The following is a 25,246-nucleotide window of genomic DNA, read 5'->3' on the forward strand; positions in this document are numbered from 1 at the left end:
CTGTTTTTCGCAAAAGAAACGGTCTACGCAGCCCGTGATCGCCTGTTCCCACAGACCAATCGGGTCTTCTCAATCGATTCGTCTTCGCAATCCATCAGCCGACGGCGATCGGTTCCGACGCCGGGCGGCCGAACAGATAGCCCTGGGCCAGCGAAATGCCACGGCTGCGGCAGAACTCATACTCTTCGCGCCGCTCGACGCCTTCCGCGAGCACGACGCCGCCGAAGCTCGACGAAATGTTGACGATCTCTTCGATACGGCGCTGCTTGTCCGGCGACTCGTCGCAGCGGTCGATCAAGCCCCGGTCCACTTTGACGAAATCGGGCTTCAGGTTGGCCAACACTTCCGGCGTCGAATAACCCGAACCGACGTCGTCCAGCGCCACCGACACGCCGCGCGAACGGTACACGTTGAAGATGCGCTGCAAATGCGGCATGTCGCTGATCCGTTCCGTCTCCACCACTTCGAACACGAAGTCCTGCGGGTCCTGCTGGTAGCGCTGAATAGCGGCAAACGTATGCTTCAGGCAGTAGTCCGGATTATAGATCGAGGACGGCAGAAAATTAATAAAACGTTTTACGCCCTTGGGCAGCACTTCCGCGCTGCGGCGGATCGCCGAGATCCGCGCCGCCCGATCGAGAAACGAATGCATCCCGGTACGCCGCGCCACATCGAACAGCTCGAACGGATTGAACGACTCTCCCCCGGGAGCCGCGCGCAGCAGAAATTCGTAAGCGACGATCGCTTCCTGATCGTTGACGATCGGCTGCATGAAGCTTGTGAACTTCTCCTGCGTGATGATGCTGACCATATCCATATTCTGAAACCGCGCCGCGATCTGGGAGAACGGCAGCCAAGGCAGCAGAACCGGCGAATCTTTTTCCCCGCAGATCTTCACCTGAAGCGGTTCCGTCCATTCGACCGGCAGGCTGTTCAGCCATTCCGCCATCTCCAGAAATTGTTCCTTGCTCGTATATGAAAAAAACAGAACCCCGCTCTCGTAGCCGTTTCGTCCCGATTTCCAGTTGCGATCTTCGACCAACTCATTCAGCATCTCCGTCACGGGACGCAAATACACGGTACCCCAATCTTCGATGGGCTTTACCGGCTGACAGCTGCTGCATATATGCTCCATACTTAAGGAACCCCCCAAAACTTATAATTGACGCAATATCCACTCCGACTAAAAAACCGGTTCCTTTAACCTAGACAGCAAGCGATTCAATCTTCACCTATTACCCAGTGCCCCTCTTTTAGAATCGGGTTCTTTCGACTTATTTTTTAGACCTTTTAGCTGATTTTCAAAACAATTTTACACAATTTTCACACAAAAAAGCTCCGACCGGCGCCGTTGGGCCGATTCGGAGCTTTTTATACAACAATTGACTTATGCGTTCAGAAGAAGTTTAGCCTTCCCAAACTTCCACTTCGTGTTTGCTTTTGGCGTATTCCGCACGCGAAGGCGTGATTTTGATCACGACGTAATTCGGATCTTCCGGTCCTTCGAGCCACTGCTCGAACGAATCGTGCCACAGCTTTTTGCGCAGCTCTTCGTCACGCGTAATTTCGGCCGTACCTTCGACCTGGACTTCGTCCTGCGTTCCGCCTTGTTCGAAGCCGAGCAGCAACGCCACGTTTGGGTTCTTCTCCAATTCTTCGACTTTGTGCGTCTGGGAGCTGGTGACCAGATAGATGGTCATGCCTTCATTGAATACGGTCATGTAACGTACTTTCGGACGGCCGCCTTCGACCGTGGCGAAAGATCCGAAACGGTTACGTTCCAAAGTTTCCGTAATTTTTTGTTCCAATTGTTGTTGGTCCATGGTATAAAGCCTCCTAAGCAAGATGGGTGTATTCGAGCTACAGTGGTTCGTCTCTCTATTAGTAAGTACCCGAATAGACGAAAGTGAACCGGATGCTTACCGAATCGATTCGTTCGCTGGACAGCTTTTCTTTTAAAGGCTATAATGACTCCGAAGCAAACCCGACAAATTCATAACCCCCGGGGGGTGCCGGAAGCAAGGCCGGCTGAGAGTGTATCCCAAGCAGATACTGACCCTTATACCTGATCTGGGTAATGCCAGCGTAGGAACGTTTAAGCGTGTTTGCCCCATCGAGCTTCTCGATCGGGACCCGCAGCTTGCATCGACGTGACGCGTCCCGGAATCCGGGGCGCTTTTTTGGCGTTCCGGCGGGCATGAAGCAGCGGGCAATACGGTTGAAGGAGACAGAGAAATGAGAAGCACGCACAAGGGGATCGGCAAAAGAATAAAATGGACGGCTCCGCTCGCGGCGCTGCTGCTGGCGCTGACCGCCTGCTCGGGCGGTGCCGGCGGCGGTACGCCTGCGGCGACCGGCGAGCCGAAAGCGGCGGATAGCGGCGACGCGCAGACGCTGCGCGACGTAAGCGTGGTGCTGGACTGGACGCCGAATACGAACCACACCGGCCTGTATGCCGCGGTGGATCAAGGTTTTTACGAACAGGAAGGGTTGAAGGTCACGATTCTGCAGCCGGGCGCCGGCGGCGCGGACCAGATGGTCGCTTCGGGCGAAGTGCCGTTCGGTATCAGCTACCAGGAGAGCATCACGCAGGCGCGCGTCCAGGGCGTTCCGCTCGTCTCGCTCGCCGCGGTCATCCAGCATAATACGTCCGGCTTCGCGGCTCCGACCGACCGGAACATCAAATCGCCCAAAGACTTCGAAGGCAAACGTTACGGCGGCTGGGGTTCCCCGGTCGAAGAAGCGGTCATGAAATCGATCATGGACCAGGAAGGCGCGGATGTGTCCAAAGTGGAAAACATCAACATGGGCGACGCCGACTTCTTCACCGCGGTCAAACGCGATATCGACTTCGCCTGGATCTTCTACGCTTGGACAGGCATCGAAGCGAAACTGCGCGGCGAACCGATCGACATGCTGTACGTCAAGGATTATTCCGACAGCCTCGACTATTATACGCCGGTCATCGCAACGAACGAGAAGCAGCTCGCGGACGACCCGGAACTGGTCAAAGCGTTCATGAAAGCGACGAGCGAAGGCTACGAATACGCGATCGACCATCCGGCCGAAGCGGCGGACATCCTGATCCGGGCCGTGCCGGACCTCGATCCCGAACTGGTCAAAGCGAGCCAGGAATGGCTCAGCCCGAAATACCGCGACGACGCGGACCAATGGGGCATGCAGAAGCCGGAAGTGTGGGAAAATTACGGCAAGTGGATGAGTTCGCAGAACTTGCTCGAAGGCGAATTCGATTCCACGAAGGCGTTCACCAACGACTATCTGCCGGCGGCAGCGAAATAGAAACACTCCGGGTCGGGTCCGATGCGGACAAGATTCGGATAGAATCCGGATAGAATTCAGATAAGACCCAGATAGAACCGAGATAAAATTCAGCCCAGAGAGGAAGATGGATTATGGCAGCGACCCTGCTCAGCATTCAGGTTATCCCGAAGACGCCGAACGGCGAAGACTCCATCCCCTACGTGGACAAAGCGATCGAAGTGATCCAACGCTCCGGCGTCAAATACGAGGTGCACGCGCTGGAGACGACCATGGAAGGCGAACTGCCGGAACTGCTCGAGATCGTGCGGCAGATGCATGAAGCGCTGACCGAAGCCGGCGCGCCGAGCGTCATCTCCCAGATCAAAATCGCGCATTATCCGAGTCCGGACGGGATCAGCATCGAACGTCTGACCGCCAAATACCGTCCATGAGCCTGCGCTTGACGCTCGGCCGATGGTTCCGCTCCGCGTGGCCGCCCTTCGTGGCGGTCCTCTTGTTTTTGGTGTTGTGGGAGACGGCGGTCCGCTTCTTCGCGATCGAAGCGTGGATTCTGCCGTCTCCTTCGCTGATTGCCGGCGAAGCTTCGCGCAGCGCGGACTCGCTCTGGATGCACACGCTGTCCACGCTGCGGCTGACGCTGATCGGATTCGCGATCGGCTCGACGGTCGGCCTGCTGGTCGCCTGCCTGCTGCATCTGGTGCCCCTGCTCAAATCGGCGCTCTATCCGCTGCTGATTCTGAGCCAGAACGTGCCGACGATCGCGCTCGCGCCGCTGCTCATGATCTGGTTCGGGTTCGGCCTGCTGCCGAAAATTATCGTCATTACGCTCGTGTGCTTTTTCCCCGTTGCCGTCTCGGCGATGGACGGATTCGCGCAGACCGACCGGACGATGCTGAACTACATGCGCATGATCGGGGCGAAACGGGTGCAAATTTTCCGTAAACTGGAGTTCCCCCACGCCCTGCCCTCCCTGTTCTCGGGACTGCGCATCGCCGCGACGTACAGCGTCATGGGCGCCGTTATCGCGGAATGGATCGGCGCGCAAAAAGGAATCGGCTATTACATGATTTTGCAAAAATCGGCGTTTCGCACCGACCGCATCTTCGCCGCCATCGTGATCATCGTCGCGCTCAGCCTGCTGCTGTTCCTGCTGGTCACGCTGATCGAACGGCTCGTCGTGCGCGGCGGACGCCGAAGCGGGAACGCGGAAGGAGGCGAAGCGGGATGAGCGGAATCGAAGAGAACGGCCTGCCGGTTAAAAGAGTCGGAGACGACGGTAGGCTCGGGAGCAGTGCGCGTCGCGGGGTGGAGAGCGGCGGAGGCGCGGCCAGCGCGGAGGCGGGCCGCGGGGTAGGGAACGGAGCGGAGGCGCGTTCGGCTTCCGGGGACGGGAGCTCGGCCGGCGCGGATACGGGCCGCGGGATAGGGAACGGGAGCGCGGCCGGAGCGGACGCGGGCCGCCGGCTTGAATCCGGCGGAGGGAGTACGGTGCCGGTCAAGCTGGCGCTGTCCGGCGTAAGCAAATCGTTCGGCAGCCGACGCAAGCCGCTGCCCGTTATCGGCGGCGTCTCGCTTGAAGTGCGCGAGGGCGAGTTCGTCAGCCTGATCGGACCGTCCGGTTCCGGCAAAAGCACGCTGTTCCACCTCATCGGCGGACTGCTCCAGCCGGACGCCGGCGAGATCGCGCTGGACGGCCGGGCCATTACCGGCGAGCGCGGCCATATCGCCTACATGCCACAGCAGCCGGCGCTGCTTCCCTGGCGCACGATCGAAAGCAACGTGATCCTCGACCGTGAGATCAACGGCGCCTCGCGCCGGGAGACGCTCGAAGAAGCCCGCCGCTGGATGGCGCGCGCCGGTCTCGCCGGCTTCGAGCAGGCGTATCCGCATATGCTGTCGGGCGGCATGCAGCAGCGCGCGGCCTTTGTGCGCGCGCTGCTCAGTCCGCACGAACTTATGTGCCTCGACGAGCCGTTCAGCGCGCTCGACGCTTTTACCCGCAGCGAGATGCAAGCGTGGCTGCTCGATATTTGGGAAGAGACGCGGCGCTCCGTGCTGTTCGTCACGCACCATATCGAGGAAGCGCTGCTGCTGTCGGACACGATCTACGTGCTGTCCGGCCGCCCTTCCGCCGTGCTTCGGCGGATCGAAGTCCCGTTCCCGCGCCCGCGCCGCGAAGAGATTGCGGAAACTCCGGAATTTCTGGCGCTGCGCCGCGAACTGACAGGACTGATGAAGGAAGAGCAGCGCAAAAGCCGCAACGCGGCGGCGAGAGGGTAGACGGCTTGCGGCCTCGCAGTCGCAGTCGCAGTCGCAGTCGCAGTCGCAGTCGCAGTCGCAGTCGCAGTCGCAGTCGCAGTCGCAGTCGCAGTCGCAGCGTAGGCTGGGGGAATGTTGACCTTTCGTCAACATTTCCCCGCGGAAATCCGATTTTTTAGCGGAAAGTGATCAAAATGACAACAAATCCGAGCTTTAAGTACGCTTTCGGCCGATTTTCGCGGAAAATGTGAGCATAATGAACACTTTTTCGCAAAATCGGCTTGTTTCGGTATAAAATGTTGTCCTTTTGCACACATTTTAATTTGGGTTTTAACGTCTCCAGACGGCCGACCCTTTTCCGAACTGCCTTTTTCGAGCCGCCCTCTTCGCACAACCGCTTTTTTCATATAAAAAAACGACAGGAGGTTCGTCCGCCATGAGCGCCAAATTGGCCGATACGCATATTCATCTGGAGCAGTACGATCCGCAGCAGGCGGCGCGCATGCTGAGCGAATTCCAGGACGAAGGCGGAGCGTTTGTCGTCGCCGTCTCGATGAACCTGGAATCCGCGCGCCGGACCGAAGCGCTGGCGATACAATATCCGGGCGTCGTGCGCCCGGCTTACGGCTTCCACCCCGAGCAGCCGCTGCCGACTCCCGAGGAAGAAGAAGAGCTGTTCGCCTGGATGGAAGCCCGGGCCGCGATCGCTGCCGGGGACCGGCCTGCAGATGCGCCGACGGGGGAACACGTTTCGCCGCCGCGCATGACGGCGGTCGGCGAAGTCGGCCTGCCTTACTACAGCCGGCTCGAAGCGTCCGAACGCGGCGAAAGTCTCGACGAAGACGGATATGTCCGGCTGCTCGAACGCTTCGTCGCTTTTGCCGCCCGGTACGATCTGCCGATCGCCCTGCACGCCGTGTACGAAGACGCGGATACCGCGTGCGACCTGTTGGAGCGATACGGCGTCGAACGCGCGCATTTCCACTGGTTCAAAGGCTCCGAGGCCACCGTCCGGCGCATGATCGCGAGCGGCTACCGGATTTCTTTTACCCCGGACCTGCTCTATGAAAAAGAAATCCGCGACCTGGCCCGGCTCTACCCGGAAACGCTCGTCATGAGCGAAACCGACGGCCCGTGGCCGTTCGAAGGTCCTTTTGCCGGACGCGATACCCATCCGTCCATGACCGCCGACGTCTGCCGCGAATGGGCGCAGCTCCGCGGGCTCGACGAATCTGCCGCCCGCGATATCCTGCTGGATAACGCCCGGCGTTTCTACGCGCTGCGGTAGGCGGGTTCAGGGCCGGATAGCCGGACGCGGGATGGTCGGGCGGTTGCGGGTGTTTGCCGGTACGTGAGTCCGCGGATGCGGGCGTTCACCGGTGCATACGTTTGCTAGTGCGTAGATTTGCTGGTAAATACGCCGCCTGTCTGCACAGCTTCGCGCCTGTCCGTCCATCTGCCGCCCGGCCCAAACTCCAACGAACCCTCCTATCGCTATTTTCGATTTTCCGGCCTTTTTGCAAATCCAACGAATCGTCATGTCGCTATTCGTCCGACTTCCCGGCCAAAACCGGCTTTTTGCCCGATTAGCGTGCTCTCGATTCGTTAGATTCGAAAAACACGCCAAAAAGACGATTTAGCGCGCTCAGGATTCGTTAGCCTCTCCTTTTTCGCCCCCCGCGTCCCGAATAGTCGCTCCCGCCCAAAAACAACCCAAAAAAAGAGCCCAAAAACCGTCATCCGGTTTTCTGGCTCTTTTTCCATCCCCAATTCCTGCCGCGACGCCGAAATGTCTCGCCGCTCCGCGGGTTTCCGCTTTTTACGCCCGGTCCAGAATGCCTTTGACCAAGCCCATGAACTTCTCCCGCACCTGCGCCGCGACTTCGATCACTTCGTCGTGGCTGAGCGGCTGATCCAGAATGCCGCAGGCCATATTCGTCAGGCAGGAGATGCCGAGCACTTTCATGCCGCCGTGCACGGCCACGATCGTCTCCGGAACGGTGGACATGCCGACCGCGTCGCCGCCGAGCGTGCGGATCATGCGAATCTCCGCAGGCGTCTCGTAAGCCGGACCGCTCCACCAGGCGTAGACGCCCTGCCGGAGCGTCGTGCCCTGCTCAGACGCCACTTCGAGCGCCAGATCGCGCAGTTCGCGATTGTAGACCTGCGACACGTCCGGGAACCGAACGCCCAGCTCGCTGTTGTTCGGCCCGATCAGCGGATTGGCGCCGACGAGGTTGATATGGTCGCTGATCAGCATCAGGTCGCCCGGCTTGAAGTCCGTGTTGACCGCTCCGCAGGCATTCGTGACGATGACCGTCTCGACGCCCAGCGCTTTCATGACCCGCACCGGGAACGTCACTTCCTTGAGCGAATAGCCTTCATAGTAATGGAAACGCCCTTTCATCGCTACGACCGTTTTGCCGTTCAGCTGTCCGATGACCAGCTCGTTGGCGTGGCCGATCGCTTCCGATTTGGCGAAATACGGAATGTCGGCGTACGGAATGACGACCGCGTTTTCGATCTCGTCGGCGAGCGTGCCCAGACCCGATCCCAGAATCAGGCCGATCGTCGGCCGCTGCTCCGTCTTGGCGGCGATAAAGTCGCGCGCTTCCATGATTTCCTGCGTTTTTTGCATAATGAATCCTCCTCGAATGGTCGCTTCCCGAACATATTCCGCGGCTGCGGCAGGTCCGGCGAAGCCGTTTTTCCCTCTGGCGTACCGCGTGCCTAGACCAGTGTACCGGGAGAAGCGCCCGCGTGTAAACCGTCCCCGTCCGCGCAGGCCGCAGCGCCGCTTTTTCTCATGAACTTCTAATGTTAGCGACCCACCGAAACGGGTAACTTCAGAGCAAGGACCTCTTTGGCGAAAAGAGTGCCGATCCGACGCCGCCGGTCCGGTCGATCCGGGCCGCAGCCCGATTGAAACGCTGCGCAAGTCGCATCCGTATAGCTCTCAGCACGATCGTTATCGCCGAACCGTCTTCGGACGCGGCGCACCCAACCGAGGAGGCATTCCCATGTTCAAAAAAATCGTCGACAAGATCGTCCATTCCGCTTCCAGCTCCAGCCACAAGCGCGGATCGAGCAGCCATCGCGGCCGCCGCCATCACGGGTCCAGCAGCAGCCGCCCGAGATACTCGCGTTCTTCGTCTTCCGATCACCGCCACGGCGGGCACGGACGTCACGGCCATTCCTACTACAAAAGAAAATCCGGCAGCTCCAGTTGATCCCAAGCAGGGACGCTTACGCTGACGGCAGCGCGAAAAGGCCGTTCTCCTCGTCGATATCGACGAAGGGAACGGCCTTTTGACGTTCGGATCGGACGCCGCGCACACACATGGTGCTCGGCGCGGCAGCACTTCCGACCCGCGCCGCGGAGCGCACTAAGCCGGCGGCGTATCTCCACCGCCACTGCCATCCGCGCCCGCCCCGCTTCCGCCGCGCAGACGCTCCAGGCTGCCGCGAATCGCGTACGCCGCCGCACGCGTATCCGCATAAGGCTCGTCCAGCCGCAGCAGGCGCCGCAGCAGGGCGGAAGTCGGCCCGGACAGCTCCAGTTCTTCTTCCCAGGACGGTCCGCCCGCCTCCGGCAAGCCGCCGTCTGCGGACGCGGAACTGCCCGCAGCGGCGGAATCTCCGACTCCGGCCCGCAGGCGCGCCGCCGCGGCCGCTTCGGAATCGCGGGCCGTGTCCGGCAGCTCGCCGGGCGGCGTGTAGCCGGAGTAGAGCATATACAGCAGCAGATGTCCGGCGTCTTCCAGATCCGAGACGATACGGGCCGGCATGCGGCTCGGCAGCGGCGAACCGTCGGGCGCCGACGCGTCGTCCTCGCCGATCCGCCGGGCCAGGCCGAAGTCGATCAGGTGAATGCCGGCGTCGTCCATCATCACGTTCGGAATGCGAATATCCAGATGAACGTAGCCGCGATCGTGCACATGCCCGATCCGGTCCAGCAGCTCCAGCGCCCAGCTCAGGCAGTCGGCTTCGCCGAACGCGCGTCCTTCTTCGAAAATCAGATCTTCCAGCGTCCGGCCGCGCACGTAATCGGCGGCGAGCCACCGGCTGCGGCGATCGACGAAAAAACTTTGGCAGCGGGGAATGAACGGATGGTCCATCGCCAGCAGCGCGCGGCTTTCCCGCTCCAGCAGCAGCCCCGCCAGCCGGCGTCGGCTCGGTTTGGCCTGCTTGAGCGCCACCTCGCCGCCGCCCTGCCGGTCGGTGCAGCGGTAGCTCAGCCCATAGCTGCCCATGCCGAGCCATTCGGACACTTCGTAACGTTCGCCGATCACGTCGCCGGGCTGCAGCGGATAATCGCGCCAGGCCCGGATAAACTCTTTGATGGATTCAAGCATCCCCTGCTCCTTCATGCGAACGCCGGCTCAACGTCCCGGCGTCGTCTTTTGTGTCCGCAGCCCGTCTTTTTCCAACGGCTTCGATCTACTCTTTGTTCAACCCTTTTCCGGCCAAAAAAGCCCGCAGCTGCATCCGCGACGGCGTCGTCAGTTTGGCCGCCATCTGCTCCGACCAAGACGACGTGCGCTGACCGCCGGTACGCTCGGTCATGTAGCGGATCGACGTCTCGTCGTAGGCAGCCGTGCCGCGCTCGCTCTGCTCCGCGTTGTAGCCGTTCATGTGCAGCACCGCTTCCTGCGGCAGGCGCGGACGCAGTCCCGCCCCGTGCTGCGGATCGGGATACCCGACGCACATGCCGAATACCGGGTAGACATAGTCCGGCAGGCCAAGCAGGTCCGACACGCTCTCGATATCGTTGCGGATGCCGCCGATGTACACGATGCCGAGTCCGAGCGATTCGGCGGCCACGGCCGCGTTCTGCGAAGCCAGCGCCACGTCCACCGTCGCCACGATAAAGTTCTCTGCCGCACCTTCATACGACGCCGCTTCCGGCGCGTGGGTATCGGCGGCTTTTTTGAGCCGGGACAGATCCGCGCACCAGACGAGGAACACCGGGCATTCGCGGATATACGCCTGATTGCCGGCATATTCGGACAGTTTGTTTTTCAAAGCGGAATCGGTAACGGCCACGACGGTATACGCCTGCACGTTGCTGGAACTGGAAGCCATCTGGCCGGCGGCCACGATCGCTTCGAGCTGCTCCTGCGAAACAAGGCGATCGGTATATTTGCGCACGGAGCGGTGGTTCATTAATAGGGACAACGTTTCGTTCATGAGCCAAGCCTTCTTTCCATCGGTTTTGATTGCTCGATTTCGATTTTTCGGTTTCGATTTCCGTCTCTATTATGGAACTCCGGCGGACGCGGCGCAAGCCTGCGGATAGGCCCACATGTGCAGACGCAGCAAAAAGCCCCTCGGGCAAAGCCCGGGGACCCGCTACGGTCTGTCTCTCGCACCTTGCGTCAGGCCGCGCTCCCGGCGCTAACGTTCTTCGCGGGGAACGTCCGCCCGGACCGGAGCGTGCGGCTCGGAAAGCGTATTCAGAAAATCGGGGCGGAACAGCTCGTACGGCTCGGTGTAGGGCGAAGGCCCGACATCCGGCGCGGCGGCGAACACGGAACCTTCTGTCCGGCGCTCCACGGACAATCGCTCTGGCATGGAATCGGAATCGGGGCGAGGATCGCGCAGTGCCTGAATGAGCGCAAAAGCGGCGGTAAACGAAATATTCGGCTGATGGACCCGGCGGCTTCTGCTCATTCCGTTCTCTCCCTTCGCGTGATCTTATCCTACATATCGGCTGAGCTTTTTGTATATTTAACGCTTATGTCTTCTTTTGACTCGAAATATTTGGAAAAAAGAGGGCGGATTTCGAACTTTCCCGACATAGTTTGTTCACATTAATCTCAACGGCTGAAGTCTTGGACCGGATGCGTTAACTCTTCGAAGGATTGCGCGCGTCGCGGAACTTCTCCGCCGCCGGCGTCAGCTTGCCTCCGCCCTGCTCCAGCACACCCACGTAAGCGCGCAGCATCCGGGCAAACGCGGACGTGCCGCCTTTGCGTACCTGACGCTCGTAAGCGGCTTCGGCGTCCGGATCGATCCGCCGCGTCGCCGAATCGAACAGCGGCACGTTGTCCGTGCCGTACAGCACGAGATAGACCGACTGCCGATACATCTGCGCCACGACTGCCGATTCCGGCGAATCGGGGTAACGCTGCAAGTACACGCTCTGACGTTCGGCCCGCTCCAGCAGTTCCTGCCAGCTGACGATCAAGCCGGCGTCCTTCGTCACTTCGCTTCGCGTCTCGTCGGCCCGGATCGTCAAATATTCGGCGTAGCGCCGGCTTACGCGGTCCGCCTGTTTGCGATAGCGTTCATAATCGATCTTCGGAAAATAGTAGCCTTCGGTCACGTCCAGCACGTAGCCTTCGGTCTCGATCTCCCGAAGCAGCGCGTCGGCCGCGGCATTGCCGGTACGCGCGCCGCGCAGCCAGCGGCCGTCCGCGTAGCCGAACAGCTTCGTTCCCGACAGTGCGCTCTGCACCTTCTCTGCGCCCAGTTGTTCTTCCATCGACGTCAGGCGCTTCGCCTGCACGGCTTCGAGGCGGCGCAGCCAGACGGTGACCGTGGACGGCGCGGACTTCGCGGCTTGCGCTTCGATATGCTTCCACATGCCCGGCACGTCGCTGCGGGCGGACAGCTTGGCGAACGCGGCAGCCGCGGCTTCGCCGGAAGTCTCTCCGGCGGACGCAGCCGCGTGGTCGCGCCGGAGCTTCGATCCGTTCTGGGCGGCTTTGGCTTCGCGGCCGCTCGGGGACGGTTCCTGCCCCGCGCTTGCCGCTGCCGCCCGTTCCGCCGGAAACGCCGAACCGGTCAGCGCCGTCATCAATGCGATCGCGGCCAGCGCGGGAATTTTCTTGCTTGTCCGATTTCTTGTTCCGCTCATGCGCTCTCCTCCTCGAATGCCGCTCCGCCGCTTTTTTTTGCAAACGGATACATGGCCTTTCGCGTATATACGCACGAACGATCGAAACGACTCGTAAATTCGAAAAATTAATGTGTTCTTAATGTAGGGAGACGCGGGAGCGTCCAGAAAAAACGTACAGAAAAAGCCGTACGGAGAGCGCTAATGCTCTCCATACGGCTGTTGCGACGCTGCTGCGCACTTTCTTCTGGATCTTTGCGAAATCCGAATCCGCCTCCGCATCGCGGCCGTAAACGTCAGGCGCGCAGCCTGCGAACGCCGGCTTAGATCGCGGCGGTCACAGCTTGACCCGCTGCAGCCGCAGCGCGTTCAGCACGACCGACACGGAGCTGAACGCCATCGCCGCACCGGCCAACCAGGGCGCGAGCAGCCCGATCGCGGCGATCGGAATGCCGAGCACGTTGTAGCCGAGCGCCCAGAACAGGTTCTGGCGGATATTGTCCATCGTGCGGCGGCTCATCAGGATCGCGTCCGCCACGCTGTTCAGGTCGCCCCGCATCAGCGTGATATCCGCGGCTTCCATCGCCACGTCGGTGCCCGTGCCGATTGCCATGCCGGTATCGGCCGTTGCCAGCGCCGGCGCATCGTTGATGCCGTCGCCGACCATCGCCACTTTGCGGCCGGCCTGCTGCAGCTTTTTCACTTCGTCCGCTTTGCCTTCCGGCAGCACTTCCGCCAGCACGTCGGCTTCGTCGATACCGGCCTGCGCCGCGATCGCCCGCGCCGTCGCCAGGTTGTCGCCCGTAATCATCATGACGCGCAGCCCCATGCCGCGCAGACGGCGAATCGCTTCCGGCGACGATTCCTTGAGCGTGTCGGCAACGGCGACTACGCCGGCCAAACGGCCTTCGACGGCGACGAGCATCGCCGTCTTGCCGTCGCCTTCCAGGCGCTCCATGTCCGGCAGCGCCGCGGATGCTTCAATGCCGAGTTCCTGCAGCATCCGGCGCGTTCCGACCCGCACTTCGCGGCCGTCGACGACGGCAGAGATGCCGTAGCCCGGCAGCGATTCGAACCGTTCCGCCTGAGGCATGGCGACGCCGCGTTCGCCCGCTCCGCGGACGAGCGCTTCGGCCAGCGGATGCTCGGACGCGTTCTCCGCCGCGCCGACCAGCGCCAGCAGGGCGTTCTCGCGCGCAGTTCCGGCGTCGGCCGCAGAATTCGCGGCTTCGAAGTCGCCGTAGACGATAACGTCCGTCAGTTCCGGCTTGCCTTTGGTTACCGTGCCGGTCTTGTCCAGCACGACCGTGTCGACGCTGCGCGCCGTCTCGAGATGTTCGCCGCCTTTGAACAGGATGCCGAACTCGGCTGCACGGCCGGAGCCGGCCATGATCGAAGTCGGCGTAGCCAGGCCAAGCGCGCACGGGCAGGCAATGACCAGAACCGCGATCGCTTTTTCCAGCGCGCCCGGGAAGTTGCCGATATCGACAGCAAAATACCAAAAGGCGAACGTCACGACCGCGATGCCGACCACGATCGGCACGAAAATGCCGGAGATGACGTCGGCCATGCGCTGGATCGGCGCTTTGGAGCCCTGCGCTTCTTCCACGACGCGCACGATTTGGGCCAAAGCGGTATCGCGGCCGACTTTGGTCGCTTTGATCAGCAGCGAGCCGTTCTTGTTGATCGTCGCGCCTGCGACCTGCGAACCGGGTTCTTTGCCGACCGGCAGGCTCTCCCCGGTCAGCATCGATTCGTCGACGGAAGAGAGACCTTCCGTCACGACGCCGTCGACCGGAATTTTCTCGCCCGGCCGAACGCGCACGATATCGCCGGTCATGACTTCTTCCACCGGAACCTGTACTTCTTCGCCGCCCCGGATCACGATCGCCGTCTTGGCCTGCAGGCCCATCAGGCTGCGGATCGCGTCGGACGAACGCCCTTTGGCCCGGGCTTCGAACCATTTGCCGACGAGCACCAGCGTAATCAGCACCGCGCTCGTCTCGAAATACAGAGCCGGCGTGCCTGGGCCGCCCATGCCGGACATCCCCGCCATATCCGGTCCGGCCGCGCCGCTAACCGCGCCTCCGCCGGCTGCCCAATTGATCGTCAGATACACACTGTAGAAATACGCGGCCGACGTGCCGAGCGCGACCAATACGTCCATATTGGCGCTGCCGTTACGCAGCGCTTTGTAGGCGCCGACGTAGAACGGCCAACCGATGACGAGCTGCACCGGCGTCGCCAGCGCCAGCTGGAACCACGGATTGAGGAACAGGTCCGGCACGTAGAGAAACGACGTGAACGAGAAGTGCCCGACCATCGCCCAGAGCAGCGGCAGCGACAGCAGCGCGGCGACGAGCAGCCGGATCACGCGCTTGCGTTCTTCGCCGCCGCGATCCCGCTCCGCGCCTGCCTGCTTCAGCTTGGCTTCATAGCCGAGCTGCTGCACTTTGCGCATGATGTCCGTAGGCGCCATCGCCCCCGGCGAATATTCCACGTGCGCCGTCTCCAGCGCCAGATTGACGCTCGCGCTCAGCACGCCGGGCATCCGGTTCAAGCCTTTTTCGATCCGCGTGGAGCAGGCCGCACAGGTCATGCCGGAAATGTCGAAGTCCGACGCTTCCTTGACCGTGCCGTAGCCGAGCGATTCGATCTTGCGTTCGATCTCGGCCGGATTCGTCGCTTTGGGATCGTAGCCGATCGACGCTTTCTCCAGCGCCAGGTTCACGTTCGCTTCGGCGACGCCGGGCATCCGGTTCAAGCCTTTCTCGATCCGGATCGCGCAGGCGGAGCAGGTCATCCCGCTGATCTGGAGCGTCGCCTGCTGCGTGGGACCGCTGCCGGACGCCGGTTTGTTTTCGGTTGCGCTTTGCATCTGAGTGTCCTCCTTCTTACTAATTAGTACCCCTGGGGGGTATATTTTATTGAAAATAAAGCCCGGACGAAGCTCGCGAACAGCAACGTCCGGATCGGGCAGACCGGCTTAGACGACGTCGTAGCCCTGCTCTTCGATCGCCGATTTGATAACGTCGAGGCTGACTGCGGCTTCGTCGTACGAGACGTCTACCGTTTTGGCGTTCAGGTCGACCGTGCCTTGGGCTCCGACTTCCTGAACGGCTCCTTCGACGGCTTTGACGCAGTGGTTGCAGGACATGCCTTCGACGTTAAGGGTTGTGGTTTGCATGGGTGGTTCCTCCTTGGGGGGTGGGATGGTTAGATTATGGTAAAAGCACGGATTGTAGAAGTGAACTTGGGAACGTGCGCGGACTTCCCGGCCTTCATTGAAATCGCTCCTCGGGTAGCCTTTGCTAACCGGTTGGACCGTCCGGTTAGCAAAGCCCTTGATTGAGGTCGCTGGTAGGGCGGCCGGGAAGTTTTTTACTTCAATAATTTATTAACCGTAATCAGAAGTTCATCGATCACTTCGGTCTCGCCGGCTTCGATACGTTCGACCACGCAGCTCTTCATATGGCCTTCGAGCAGCAGGCGGCCGACGCTGTTCAGCGCGGATTGGGCGGCGGCGATCTGGTTCAGCACGTCGTCGCAGTACGTATCTTTCTCGATCATGCCCTTGATGCCGCGGATCTGGCCTTCGACGCGGTTCAGCCGGGACACGAGATTGCTCTTGGTGGATTCGGAGTGATGGCTCTTTCTCGGCAGTTTGCCGTCTTCTCCGGGAACGCCGCAATGTTCGGGTTCGAGCACGATCTCCGTATTTTTCCGAATCGCCATGGGTCCGCTCCTTTCGTTTGCATGGATAGTGTACCGGTATGCGTCTATTATAATATACCCCCATAGGGTATGTAAAGAGACAATAATTCTTTTTTTCCCAGAGGCGCATTCCTGCTACAATGGAGATCGGACTTTACAGCTAAGGAGAGAATATGATGGCACAGCTTTTTTTCAAATACGGGGCAATGAACAGCGGGAAATCGATCGAGATTCTCAAAGTCGCCCATAATTACGAAGAACAAAACAAAAACGTCCTGATCTTCACCTCCGGCATCGACGACCGCGACGAAGTCGGCCACGTGTCTTCCCGGATCGGGATGAAGCGCGAAGCGATCTCGGTCTACGCGGATACCGATTTGTATGAAGAAGTGAACACTTACGAGGGGAAAAAGATCAGCTGCGTACTGTTCGACGAAGTGCAGTTCGTGACGAAGGAACAAGTGCTGCAGATGACGCGCATCGTGGACGAGCTGAATATCCCGGTCATGGGCTTCGGTCTCAAAAACGACTTCCGCAACGAGCTGTTCGAAGGCAGCCAGTACATGCTGCTGTACGCGGACAAAATCGAGGAAATGAAAACGATCTGCTGGTTCTGCGAGCGCAAAGCGACGATGGCGCTCCGCGTCGACGAGAACCGCAAACCGCTCTACGACGGCGAACAGATCCAGATCGGCGGCAACGACCGCTACTTCCCCGTCTGCCGCAAATGCCACGCCAATCCGCCGCTGTAATCCCATATGCGCCCGCGCGACGAAGTGTCGGCGCCGGGTCGGCCGGTTATTTTCCCTCCCGGGAAAGGACCGGCTTTTCGCATTTTCGCCTGCCGCGCCGGATGTGTCAGCGCTCTCTGTAACGGGTAAAACAGGGCAACCGTCTGATTCCATCTTTTTCCCAATTCCAAATTTGCGGAGGTGCAACGCGCATGCAAGCTTATCCGAATTCCGGTTCGCCCGATGCGAACCGTCCCGAAGACCGCCTGCCCGAAGACGTCACTTATTTGCGCACGAAAATTTCGAACGTCGTCCTGATCGGCATGCCCGGCAGCGGCAGCTGGGTGCTCGTCGATACGGGCATGCCCGGCTCGGCGTCCAAGATCATGAAGGAAGCGCGCGAGCGTTTTGGCAGCGAGAAGCCGCTGGCGATCCTGCTGACGCACGGCCATTTCGATCATATCGGTTCTATTCAGGACCTGCTCGAACTGTTCCCCGACGTGGACGTATACGCCCACGAATTCGAGATTCCGTTCCTGACCGGAGCGGCGGATTATCCGCCCGGCGATCCGACGGTCGGCGGCGGTCTGATGGCCGCTTCGGCTCCGCTCTACCCGAACAAAGGCATCGACCTCGGCGGCCGCGTGAAGCCGCTGCCGGCCGACGGCGGCGTGCCGTTTCTGCCGGACTGGCGCTGGCTGCACACGCCGGGCCATTCCGAAGGCCATGTCTCGCTGTTCCGCAGCGCGGACGGGACGCTTGTCGCAGGCGACGCATTCATTACCGTCAAGCAGGAATCGGCGCTCGCGGTGCTGATGCAGCGTCGGGAAATTCACGGGCCGCCGACCTACTTCACGCCCAACTGGGAAGCGGCGCGCACGTCGGTTGCCCGGCTTGCGGCGCTTCGCCCCGCGGCAGCCGTCACCGGACACGGCGAGCCGATGGCCGGCCGCGAGCTGACCGAAGGGCTGGAGCTGTTAAGCAGCCGGTTCGACGAACTGGCCGTACCGGCCAGCGGCCGATACGTCGATTCCGCGCATATCGATCCCGACGCCTGAGGCTGTAAGCCAGGAATCTGCCGCCGTCCGCGGGAAGGTTCGGTATACCCCCTGCGGGTACTTTCCCAAGCGTTGGAACAAACGACTTGAACATCCCAATCAAACGTACCGGCAGACCGGAATCCATGGACTTAACATTCATGGATTACGGTCTTTTTTCATATTTTATTATCTGTTATCAGTTATTTTAACATTCAAAACTTATGAACTAGGCACAAAGACTTAATTCGACAAAATAGTATCCAATAAATTCAAAAAACCACTTTTGAAACGTTAGTAGTCTGCCGATATATAAAACACTTACTTATATTCGACAAAATTCGAACTTTAAATGAAAATATTCAGATAATATTATCCATTTAAAGACACCTAGGAGGCTCTGCCATGAGAAATTTGAACGTACGCTGGAAGATCATGATTTTGACCGTCGTATCCGCTATCCTGCTTGCCGTTATCGGTGCAGGCGGATATAACGCGACCCAAAAAGTCTCCGCCGCTTCCGAACGCATGTATAACCAGAACGTCAAAGCGATGTCGATTCTGGATGAAGTCCGGACCAATAACGTCACCATGCAGTCGATCGTGCTGGAAATGATCGTGTCGACCGACCAAGCCCAGTCGACGCAGCTGCAAGCCCAACTCAAGGAACGCCAGGCCGCCAACAACGAATCGTACACCAAGCTCGAACAAATTCCGATGTCGGCGCAAATGGAGAAAGAATACACCGAATTCCGCAACGTTGTTCCGAATTATCGCACTGCCCTGCAGGAAGTGGTCGAGCTCAGCAAGCTGGATAACAAGACACGGGCCTACACCGTATTCAAGGAAAAAGTTCAATCGCTGCGCCAGCAGACGAACGACATGCTGGGGGAAATCACTTCGCTGCAAGCGAGCGAAGCGCAGGCCAGCAGCGAAGCGACTGTACAGCTCAAGAACGGCTCCCTGTTCTTGATCCTCTCCCTGCTGGTCGGCGGCATCGTGCTCTCGCTGGCGTTCGGCTACCTGATCGCGCGCGCCGTATCTGTTCCGCTGCGCAAAATCCAACAGCTGATGCAGAGCGCCGAAGAAGGAGACCTGACCGTGCAGTCGGATTACAGATCCCGCGACGAGATCGGCCAGTTGGCCAACTCGTTCAACGGCATGATCGGCGGGCTGCGCGGCATTATCCGCAAAGTGGATGAGAGCGCTCTGACGCTGTCCGCTTCGTCGCAGCAGTTGACCGCAAGCGCCGAACAAACGGCGGTCGCGTCCGGCCATATCGCTTCTTCGTCCAGCACTCTGGCCGACGGATTCGAAGCGCAGACGCAGACCGTGTCGGAAGTGACCCATTCCGCCGAGCAGCTGGCCCACAATATGGACAGTATCCGCGGCGGCAGCGAATCGATCACGGAACTAGCCGGACGCACCGAAGTGTCGGCCCGCGACGGACTGAACGAAGTGCAGGACGTTCTGCGCCAGATGCAGGATATCGACACCAGCGTCTCGCATACCGGCTCGGTCATGGTTTCGCTGGAGCAGCGGATCGCCGATATCGATATGCTCGTCTCCGCTATTCAACAGGTTGCCAAGCAGACGAATCTGCTGGCGCTTAACGCTTCGATCGAAGCGGCCCGAGCCGGCGACGCCGGCCGAGGCTTCGCCGTGGTCGCCCAGGAGATTCGCAAACTGGCCGAGTCGGCCGCGGAGTCCGCTTCGCAAATTACCGATACCGTCCGTTCCGTTCAGGTCGAGAGCCGCAAAGCGGTCGTCTCCATGGACGAAGCGTCCGGCCGCGTCAAGCACGGCGTGGAAGGCGCAGGCCGCGTCTCCACCTCGTTCTCCGTCATCCAGCAGTCGATCGCCGACGTATCCGGCCGGATCGGGCAGATCTCGCATTCCATTGCTTCCGCTTCCGGCCAATCGGCCGAAATCGGCCGGGCGATGCAGAGCATCAGCCGCGTGACCGAGCAGGGTGCGGCGGGCCTCGAAGAAGTGAGCGCGGCGAGCGAGCAGCAGCTGTCGACGATGGAAGAAGTCAACGGCTCCGCCCGTCACCTGTCCCAACTGGCCGAAGATCTACAGCGGGAAATGACCAAGTTCAGTCTGTAAGCTTCTCTCCTTCGCAAGTTTCTCGGCCTCGGGCGGCGCGCTGCCGCCTGCGAAGCGGGTTCCTTCCCTTGTTCGCGGCCGTTTCCACATATTTCGAAAAACCGGCAGAGATTTCTGCCGGTTTTTTTGCGAGGTGCCGACCCCTTTGAACCCAAACGAGCACACAAAGAAAAACGGAGACTCTCCCTTTCGGGAAAATCTCCGTTTTGCCTGTCTGTGGTCGAATGAATTCTCTTACTTCGCAGCCTCATAAGCCGCCAGCGCTTCTTTGACCTTGGCCGGGTCGGCGGTCAGCACGTTGCCGGTATCGACAAGCGGGCTGACGGTGGAAGCCGCCTTGATCTTGTTGCCTTCGTAGAACTGCAGGATCTCGTCCTGGTTGATCGAGTACAGCACGGCTTTGCGCAGGTCTGCGCTCTTGCCGATCGGACGCTTGTCCGACGTGTTGAACAGCAGGTAGCTGACCGCGTTGCTCTCGATCTTCTGGAGCTGCAGCTTGGCATCGCCTTCGACTACGGAGAACTTCGTCTCCGGCACGCCGTAGTACGAATAGATTTCGCCGCTGCGCAGAGCCGCCAGCGCGCTGTCGGCATCGGCGATGAAGCGGATCGAGATGTTGGAGATGTTCGGTTCGTTCTCCGTTCCCGGCATGTAGGCCGGGTTCTTGACGAACTTCGCGTCATAGTCGTTTTTGGTCGTCAGGATGTAAGGGCCGCTGGCGTACAGCGTGTTGTCGTAAGCGGCGCCTTCCGTAACGGTGTTCTGGTCGCCGTAAGGAATGTCTTTGGTAACGTCGAACTTGGCCACGTCGTACGTGTTGATGCTTTCGACCTGCTTCTTGGAGACGATGCCCGCCGATTGGTGAGCCAGATAGTTCAGCACCTGCGGGAAAGGCTCGGTCGTCGTCAGCTTGATGACCTGGTATTTGCCGGCCGCGTTGTCGGCCTGCGTCTTGTCCGCGACCAGAGCGGAGATCGGCGCTTCGAGCCCCTGCTCCAGCGCTTCGCGGACCGTGCCGCCGTCCGCCGTCTTGGCGGAATCCAGTTCGGACAGATCGGAGACCGCCGAGACCGTCTTGATATGTTCGTGCAGCGAGTACGTGCGGTGATCCGGCACGGAGTCTTTGTTTTTCGCGCGGTCCAGCGCGAACACGACGTCGTCGGCGCCTACGCGCTCGCCGGTATCGACGGCTTTGTCGCCTTCGACTTTGGCGAAGTTGATATCGTCGCGCAGGATGAAGTAGTAATCCGAGTTGCCGTCGGCGATGCTGAAGTTGCGCGACAGCGAGCCGTCGGACGTGATCTTGTCGTCGTCGGTCAGGTTGATCAGACGCACGTACATGTTCGTGTTCAGCGTATTGATCGAACCGTCGTTGCCTTTGATCGGATCAAGCGAAGTCAGCGTGGACATCGCCTGCGTCATTACGAGCGGCTCGGTTTTGTTTTTGGCGGAATCTTTGAATTCGATGTCTTCCCAGGCCAGCGCGCGGGATTTGGACAGGCGGACGGATTCCGGATTCAGGATATCCTTGTTGATCGCCTGGCTCTTGAGCGAGATGTACAGCGGCGCGATATACGCGTTGTCGAACACGAGCTTTTGCTCAAGTTCTTTGTAGGTTGCCACGTAATCTTCCGGCGATTCGGTCGCCGCTTTGTCGATCAGCTTGTCGATCTCGGAGTCGGCGAGGATGCTGTAGTCGCCGCCCGTCTTGAACAGCGAGCGCACGGCGTAATCCGGGTTGCCGGTTACCGTCGTCCAGCTCGACAGCGCGGCGTCGTAGTTGCCGGCGTCCTGCTGGGCTTTGAAGCTGCCGTAATCCGGCTGCAGGTTCAGCTTCACGTTGAAGCCGTTCTTGGTGAGTTGGTCGCGGATGATATTGACGTCCGATTCCTGCGAAGTCATGGCCAGCAGCTCGATATCGACCGGAGCCGAAGTTGTCGCTTCGGCGGCCGGCTGTTCGCCCGTGTCCGCCGTGGACGCGGCCGGAGCGGCCTTGTCGGACTTGGTTGTCACCGACGAGCAGCCCGCCAGCACCAGCAATAAGGCCAGCAGCAGTACGGTCAGCGTCTTGGTGAACTTGTAAGAATTACGCATGTTTTTCTCCCCCTCCGTGAGTGTGAAACTGTATATTTTTGTCCGAAGCCAAGCCGCGTTCTTTTGCCGATTCCGATAAAGTCAGTCCAGTTTCGGGTCCAGCGCATCGCGCAGCCCGTCGCCCAAAAAGTTGAACGACAGCACAAGCGCGATAATCGCAAGCCCCGGATAGACAGCCAGATAAGAATTCGTTTCCAGATACGCGCTGCCAAGCTTCAGAATGTTGCCCCATTCGGGAATGTGCGGTTCCACGCCGAGCCCCAGATAACTGAGACTGCTCGTGGAGATGACGGCCGTGCCGATGGTCAGCGTCGCTTTGACGATCATCGGAGCCATGGCGTTCGGAACGATATGCTTGAAAATAATCGACAGGCTGCCGGAACCGAACGCCCGCGCCGCATCGACGAATTCGTAGGTGGACACCATCATGACGTTGGCGCGCATCGTTCGGGCGTACGTCGGGATGGCCCCCACGCTGAGCGCGAGAATCAGGTTGACCGTGCTCGCGCCGAACGCCGCGATGATCGCGATCGCAAGCAGGATGCCGGGAATCGAATACAGGATATCGAGCGCCCGCATGATGATATTGTCCGTGCGGCGTCCGTAGTAGCCGGACACCGCGCCGAGGATTCCCCCGATCACGAACGGAATGAGCGTGGACACGGCGCCGACGATCAGCGAGATCCGGGCACCGAACACGATCCGCGAGAACAAATCGCGGCCGAAGTTGTCGGTGCCCAGCGGATAAGCCAGGCTCGGCGTCTGGAGGATCGCGCTATAATTGTTCTCGACGGCCATGCCGTAATCGAACGTGAACAGACTGGACACGGATAGCGAGAACAGGAAGAAGATGAAGAACATCCCCAGCATCGACGTGGTGCCTCTCGACAACCGGTCGATCGCGTCTTCCCATCTTGGGGAAGCCGGCGATTTCTGACTGCGGATCTTCGCCAGCAGCACGATGCCGAGCAGCAGCGCGAACAGATTACCGGTCGCCGCCGTCAGGATCAACGCGAGCGCGAGCCCGGTCATTTTGGGCGGCACGGCGTTACGTTTGACGAACACGGCGATCAGGATCATCGTCAGCAGATGGAAGCCGGCCACGATCAGCAGCACCAGCATGCCGAGCGGGAACGTATCCGCGACGTACGGTTTGAACAGGTTGAGCGCCGACACGGCGATAACGCCGATCTGGGTCAGCACCATGTACCCGGCGAATACGTACTCCGCCGTTTTGGCCTTTTTGACCAATTGGAACGCGGCGGCGGCAGCGAACACGTTGCCGGTCGCGAGGCTGAGCAGCTGCACCCAGCCGAGCGCCCGCGTACGGTTCTTGATCCGGCCGGCGGTCGCCAGATCGCGACGGATCAAGAGCGCGATCAGAATCTGCACGAGTGTAAAAAAAGCGTAAGCGGCGGCGATCGTCAGCACCGCGGGCTTGATCGTGCCGGCGGCGTAATCGAACGCATTGGCCAGCAGCAGCAGCGTCAGCAGCAGCGAAGCGACCCAGGCGAAGCCGGCCTGCGCGTATTCGGACGAAGATTTGGCTCCGCCGGCATCCAGTCCCGACGGGGAAGAACCTGCGGCCGAAGGTTCGGTAACCGATAATTCGGACATTTCGCATGTCCCCCTTTGTCTAATATTGCTTCATCTTGGTCCGGATTCTCGGATCGATGAACGCGTACATAACGTCGATGATGACGTTGACGAGCGAGATCGCGATCGCCGTATAGACGACGCCGCCCATCACGGCCGGAATGTCCGGCACGAACTGCTTGTCGACGATGTAGCTGCCGAGGCCGCTGATGTTGAACACTTTCTCCGTGATGGCCGCTCCGCCCAGCATTCCGCCGAACTGAAGGCCGACCACGGTCACGATCGGAATGAGCGCGTTGCGTACCGTATGCTTCATTAATACGGTGCTGCGCCCGAGCCCTTTGGCTTTGGCGGTCAGAATGTAATCTTCGTTCATGACCTCAAGCGTCGAGGAGCGCGTCATCCGCGCTACCGCCGCCGTCAGGCCCGTGCCGAGCACGACGACCGGCATGATGAACGATAACAGATTGCCCGGCGTGTACGTCGCCGGCAGCCAGCCGAGCTTGATGGAGAAGCCGAGTATGAACACGAGGCCCTGCCAGAAGTTCGGGATGGACAAGCCGATCAGCGCGATGAACATGAAGCTGTAATCGAGCCAGGAACCCCGGCGCGCCGCGGACAGGATGCCGATCGGCAGCGCCACCAGCAGCGCCAGTACGAGCGAGATCGACGCGAGCGTCAGCGTGACCGGGAATTTGCGCAGGATCGTCGAAGCGACGTCTTCGTTGCCGGCGAACGACTTGCCCAGATCAAGCGTCAGCACGCCGCGGATATTGTCCCAGAGCTGGGCCAGGTACGGCCGATCCAGTCCGTAGATCCGGTTAAACGTATCGATCTGCTCGGCGGTAGCCGTCTCGCCGAGAATGTTGGCGGCGGGATTCATCGGGGACAGATGCAAAATGCTAAAGACAAGGGCCGACACGCCCACGACCACGAACAGCGTCATGAGCAGCCGTTCGAATATGTATTTCGTGTACGCGTTGGCGTACAGCAGCATCAAAGCAACCATCGGCAGTCCGAGGATCGCCGCCGGCACCGCGAAGACCGGATGGCCGATCAGCGATTCGAACGTCGCCGCGTAATCGCTGCGTGCCACGCCGCCGCTGCGCGCCCGTTCAGCCGTAATCTCGTCGGCCCGGGCCTGCAGCCGTTCTTCGGCCCGGCGATGAACTTCGCGTTCGGTCTCTTTCGCATTCGCGGGCTGCTTGAAAAAGCGCTGCTTCTCCGCCAACTGCCGCGCGAAGTCTTCCTTGAGTTCTTTTTCCCAGCCGGACTGCCGAAGTTCTTCAAGCACCGAAGCCCGAAGTGCCGCGTATCCCCCGCTGCCGCGCCGCGCAAGCCATACGGCAAGCACGATCAGGTTGACGGGAGCCCCGAGCAGCAGCAGCCAGAACCGGTAACCGGGAATGCCCAGCATTTTGCGATAGAGTCGTCCGACGGGCAGCTGCCACGACGAACGTTGATTTTTGCGAGCCATATCCATAAAAAACTTGCCTCCCAAAACGTTGCAAATGTATAATCCGTTTAATGACTCATTTAATTCCGATGGATATACTCGTATTTATAGTCGTATTTTAGAGTTT

Annotated in this window: 22 protein-coding genes and 1 riboswitch; of the genes, 9 read left to right on the forward strand and 13 right to left on the reverse strand. The window is 60.1% G+C overall.

Annotation, left to right across the window (positions count from 1 at the left end):
- Positions 1-94 precede the first annotated feature (94 nt).
- Both FTE24_RS11880 and FTE24_RS11885 read right to left on the reverse strand, forming a co-directional pair.
- A complete protein-coding gene (locus FTE24_RS11880; RefSeq protein ID WP_150234583.1) occupies positions 95-1,135 on the reverse strand; it encodes an EAL domain-containing protein in 1,041 nt (346 codons plus the stop codon).
- A 271-nt stretch (positions 1,136-1,406) separates the two neighbouring features.
- On the reverse strand, positions 1,407-1,823 hold the full coding sequence (locus FTE24_RS11885; protein ID WP_141448226.1) for a pyridoxamine 5'-phosphate oxidase family protein: 417 nt from the start codon (positions 1,821-1,823) through the stop codon (positions 1,407-1,409).
- A gap of 172 nt (positions 1,824-1,995) precedes the next feature.
- Positions 1,996-2,109: riboswitch (TPP riboswitch) on the forward strand.
- Positions 2,110-2,235: 126 nt separating this feature from the next.
- Here FTE24_RS11885 and FTE24_RS11890 point away from each other — a divergent pair.
- The 5 genes from FTE24_RS11890 to FTE24_RS11910 all read left to right on the forward strand — a co-directional run bounded on the left by FTE24_RS11890 (position 2,236) and on the right by FTE24_RS11910 (position 6,829).
- The gene (locus FTE24_RS11890) at positions 2,236-3,300 is read left to right on the forward strand and encodes an ABC transporter substrate-binding protein (RefSeq protein ID WP_150234581.1); all 1,065 of its coding nucleotides are present in this window, start codon (positions 2,236-2,238) and stop codon (positions 3,298-3,300) included.
- A gap of 113 nt (positions 3,301-3,413) precedes the next feature.
- The gene (locus FTE24_RS11895) at positions 3,414-3,713 is read left to right on the forward strand and encodes a thiamine-binding protein (protein ID WP_141448224.1); all 300 of its coding nucleotides are present in this window, start codon (positions 3,414-3,416) and stop codon (positions 3,711-3,713) included.
- Complete coding sequence (locus tag FTE24_RS11900) at positions 3,710-4,510, forward strand: ABC transporter permease (protein WP_150234579.1); 801 nt, start codon at positions 3,710-3,712, stop codon at positions 4,508-4,510. The genes FTE24_RS11895 and FTE24_RS11900 overlap by 4 nt, the downstream gene beginning before the upstream one ends.
- Positions 4,507-5,562 carry an ABC transporter ATP-binding protein gene (locus tag FTE24_RS11905; RefSeq protein ID WP_337190045.1) on the forward strand — a complete coding sequence of 352 codons (1,056 nt, stop codon included), beginning with the start codon at positions 4,507-4,509 and terminating at the stop codon, positions 5,560-5,562. The genes FTE24_RS11900 and FTE24_RS11905 overlap by 4 nt, the downstream gene beginning before the upstream one ends.
- Positions 5,563-5,977: 415 nt before the next feature.
- Positions 5,978-6,829, forward strand: a complete 852-nt coding sequence (locus FTE24_RS11910) for a TatD family hydrolase (RefSeq protein WP_150234577.1) — start codon at positions 5,978-5,980, stop codon at positions 6,827-6,829.
- Between the two features lie 531 nt (positions 6,830-7,360).
- Here FTE24_RS11910 and FTE24_RS11915 read toward each other — a convergent pair.
- Positions 7,361-8,179, reverse strand: a complete 819-nt coding sequence (locus tag FTE24_RS11915; RefSeq protein ID WP_150234575.1) for a purine-nucleoside phosphorylase — start codon at positions 8,177-8,179, stop codon at positions 7,361-7,363.
- A 382-nt stretch (positions 8,180-8,561) separates the two neighbouring features.
- On the opposite strand from FTE24_RS11915, the gene FTE24_RS11920 reads away from it, so the two are divergent.
- Complete coding sequence (locus FTE24_RS11920; RefSeq protein ID WP_141448220.1) at positions 8,562-8,771, forward strand: hypothetical protein; 210 nt, start codon at positions 8,562-8,564, stop codon at positions 8,769-8,771.
- 156 nt (positions 8,772-8,927) lie between these two features.
- Here the strand turns inward: FTE24_RS11920 and FTE24_RS11925 are convergent, their stop codons facing one another.
- From FTE24_RS11925 to FTE24_RS11955, 7 genes are all read right to left on the reverse strand, one after another.
- Positions 8,928-9,896, reverse strand: coding sequence for a protein kinase family protein (locus tag FTE24_RS11925; RefSeq protein ID WP_160441736.1), 969 nt, complete (start codon positions 9,894-9,896; stop codon positions 8,928-8,930).
- 85 nt (positions 9,897-9,981) lie between these two features.
- Positions 9,982-10,731: an oxygen-insensitive NADPH nitroreductase gene (nfsA, locus tag FTE24_RS11930; protein WP_150234571.1), complete on the reverse strand. Its 750-nt coding sequence runs from the start codon at positions 10,729-10,731 to the stop codon at positions 9,982-9,984.
- Positions 10,732-10,938: 207 nt separating this feature from the next.
- A complete protein-coding gene (locus FTE24_RS11935) occupies positions 10,939-11,214 on the reverse strand; it encodes a hypothetical protein (protein WP_150234569.1) in 276 nt (91 codons plus the stop codon).
- A 175-nt stretch (positions 11,215-11,389) separates the two neighbouring features.
- Positions 11,390-12,403 carry a hypothetical protein gene (locus FTE24_RS11940; protein WP_150234567.1) on the reverse strand — a complete coding sequence of 338 codons (1,014 nt, stop codon included), beginning with the start codon at positions 12,401-12,403 and terminating at the stop codon, positions 11,390-11,392.
- Positions 12,404-12,719: 316 nt separating this feature from the next.
- A complete protein-coding gene (locus FTE24_RS11945) occupies positions 12,720-15,260 on the reverse strand; it encodes a heavy metal translocating P-type ATPase (RefSeq protein ID WP_150234565.1) in 2,541 nt (846 codons plus the stop codon).
- A gap of 108 nt (positions 15,261-15,368) precedes the next feature.
- Positions 15,369-15,569: a copper ion binding protein gene (locus FTE24_RS11950; RefSeq protein ID WP_150234563.1), complete on the reverse strand. Its 201-nt coding sequence runs from the start codon at positions 15,567-15,569 to the stop codon at positions 15,369-15,371.
- A gap of 194 nt (positions 15,570-15,763) precedes the next feature.
- Positions 15,764-16,117, reverse strand: a complete 354-nt coding sequence (locus tag FTE24_RS11955) for a metal-sensitive transcriptional regulator (RefSeq protein ID WP_150234561.1) — start codon at positions 16,115-16,117, stop codon at positions 15,764-15,766.
- A 155-nt stretch (positions 16,118-16,272) separates the two neighbouring features.
- On the opposite strand from FTE24_RS11955, the gene FTE24_RS11960 reads away from it, so the two are divergent.
- The 3 genes from FTE24_RS11960 to FTE24_RS11970 all read left to right on the forward strand — a co-directional run bounded on the left by FTE24_RS11960 (position 16,273) and on the right by FTE24_RS11970 (position 19,973).
- Complete coding sequence (locus tag FTE24_RS11960) at positions 16,273-16,848, forward strand: thymidine kinase (RefSeq protein ID WP_150234559.1); 576 nt, start codon at positions 16,273-16,275, stop codon at positions 16,846-16,848.
- A 191-nt stretch (positions 16,849-17,039) separates the two neighbouring features.
- The gene (locus FTE24_RS11965; protein ID WP_150234558.1) at positions 17,040-17,885 is read left to right on the forward strand and encodes an MBL fold metallo-hydrolase; all 846 of its coding nucleotides are present in this window, start codon (positions 17,040-17,042) and stop codon (positions 17,883-17,885) included.
- Positions 17,886-18,269: 384 nt separating this feature from the next.
- Complete coding sequence (locus tag FTE24_RS11970; RefSeq protein WP_150234556.1) at positions 18,270-19,973, forward strand: methyl-accepting chemotaxis protein; 1,704 nt, start codon at positions 18,270-18,272, stop codon at positions 19,971-19,973.
- A gap of 234 nt (positions 19,974-20,207) precedes the next feature.
- On the opposite strand, the gene FTE24_RS11975 is transcribed toward FTE24_RS11970, so the two are convergent.
- The 3 genes from FTE24_RS11975 to FTE24_RS11985 all read right to left on the reverse strand — a co-directional run bounded on the left by FTE24_RS11975 (position 20,208) and on the right by FTE24_RS11985 (position 25,146).
- Positions 20,208-22,067, reverse strand: a complete 1,860-nt coding sequence (locus FTE24_RS11975; protein WP_150234553.1) for an ABC transporter substrate-binding protein — start codon at positions 22,065-22,067, stop codon at positions 20,208-20,210.
- 81 nt (positions 22,068-22,148) lie between these two features.
- The gene (locus tag FTE24_RS11980) at positions 22,149-23,684 is read right to left on the reverse strand and encodes an ABC transporter permease (protein ID WP_150234551.1); all 1,536 of its coding nucleotides are present in this window, start codon (positions 23,682-23,684) and stop codon (positions 22,149-22,151) included.
- A 19-nt stretch (positions 23,685-23,703) separates the two neighbouring features.
- Positions 23,704-25,146, reverse strand: a complete 1,443-nt coding sequence (locus FTE24_RS11985) for an ABC transporter permease (RefSeq protein WP_150234549.1) — start codon at positions 25,144-25,146, stop codon at positions 23,704-23,706.
- Between the last annotated feature and the right edge of the window lie 100 nt (positions 25,147-25,246).

The sequence above is a fragment of the Saccharibacillus sp. WB 17 genome (assembly GCF_008634075.2).
Lineage (GTDB): Bacteria > Bacillota > Bacilli > Paenibacillales > Paenibacillaceae > Saccharibacillus > Saccharibacillus brassicae.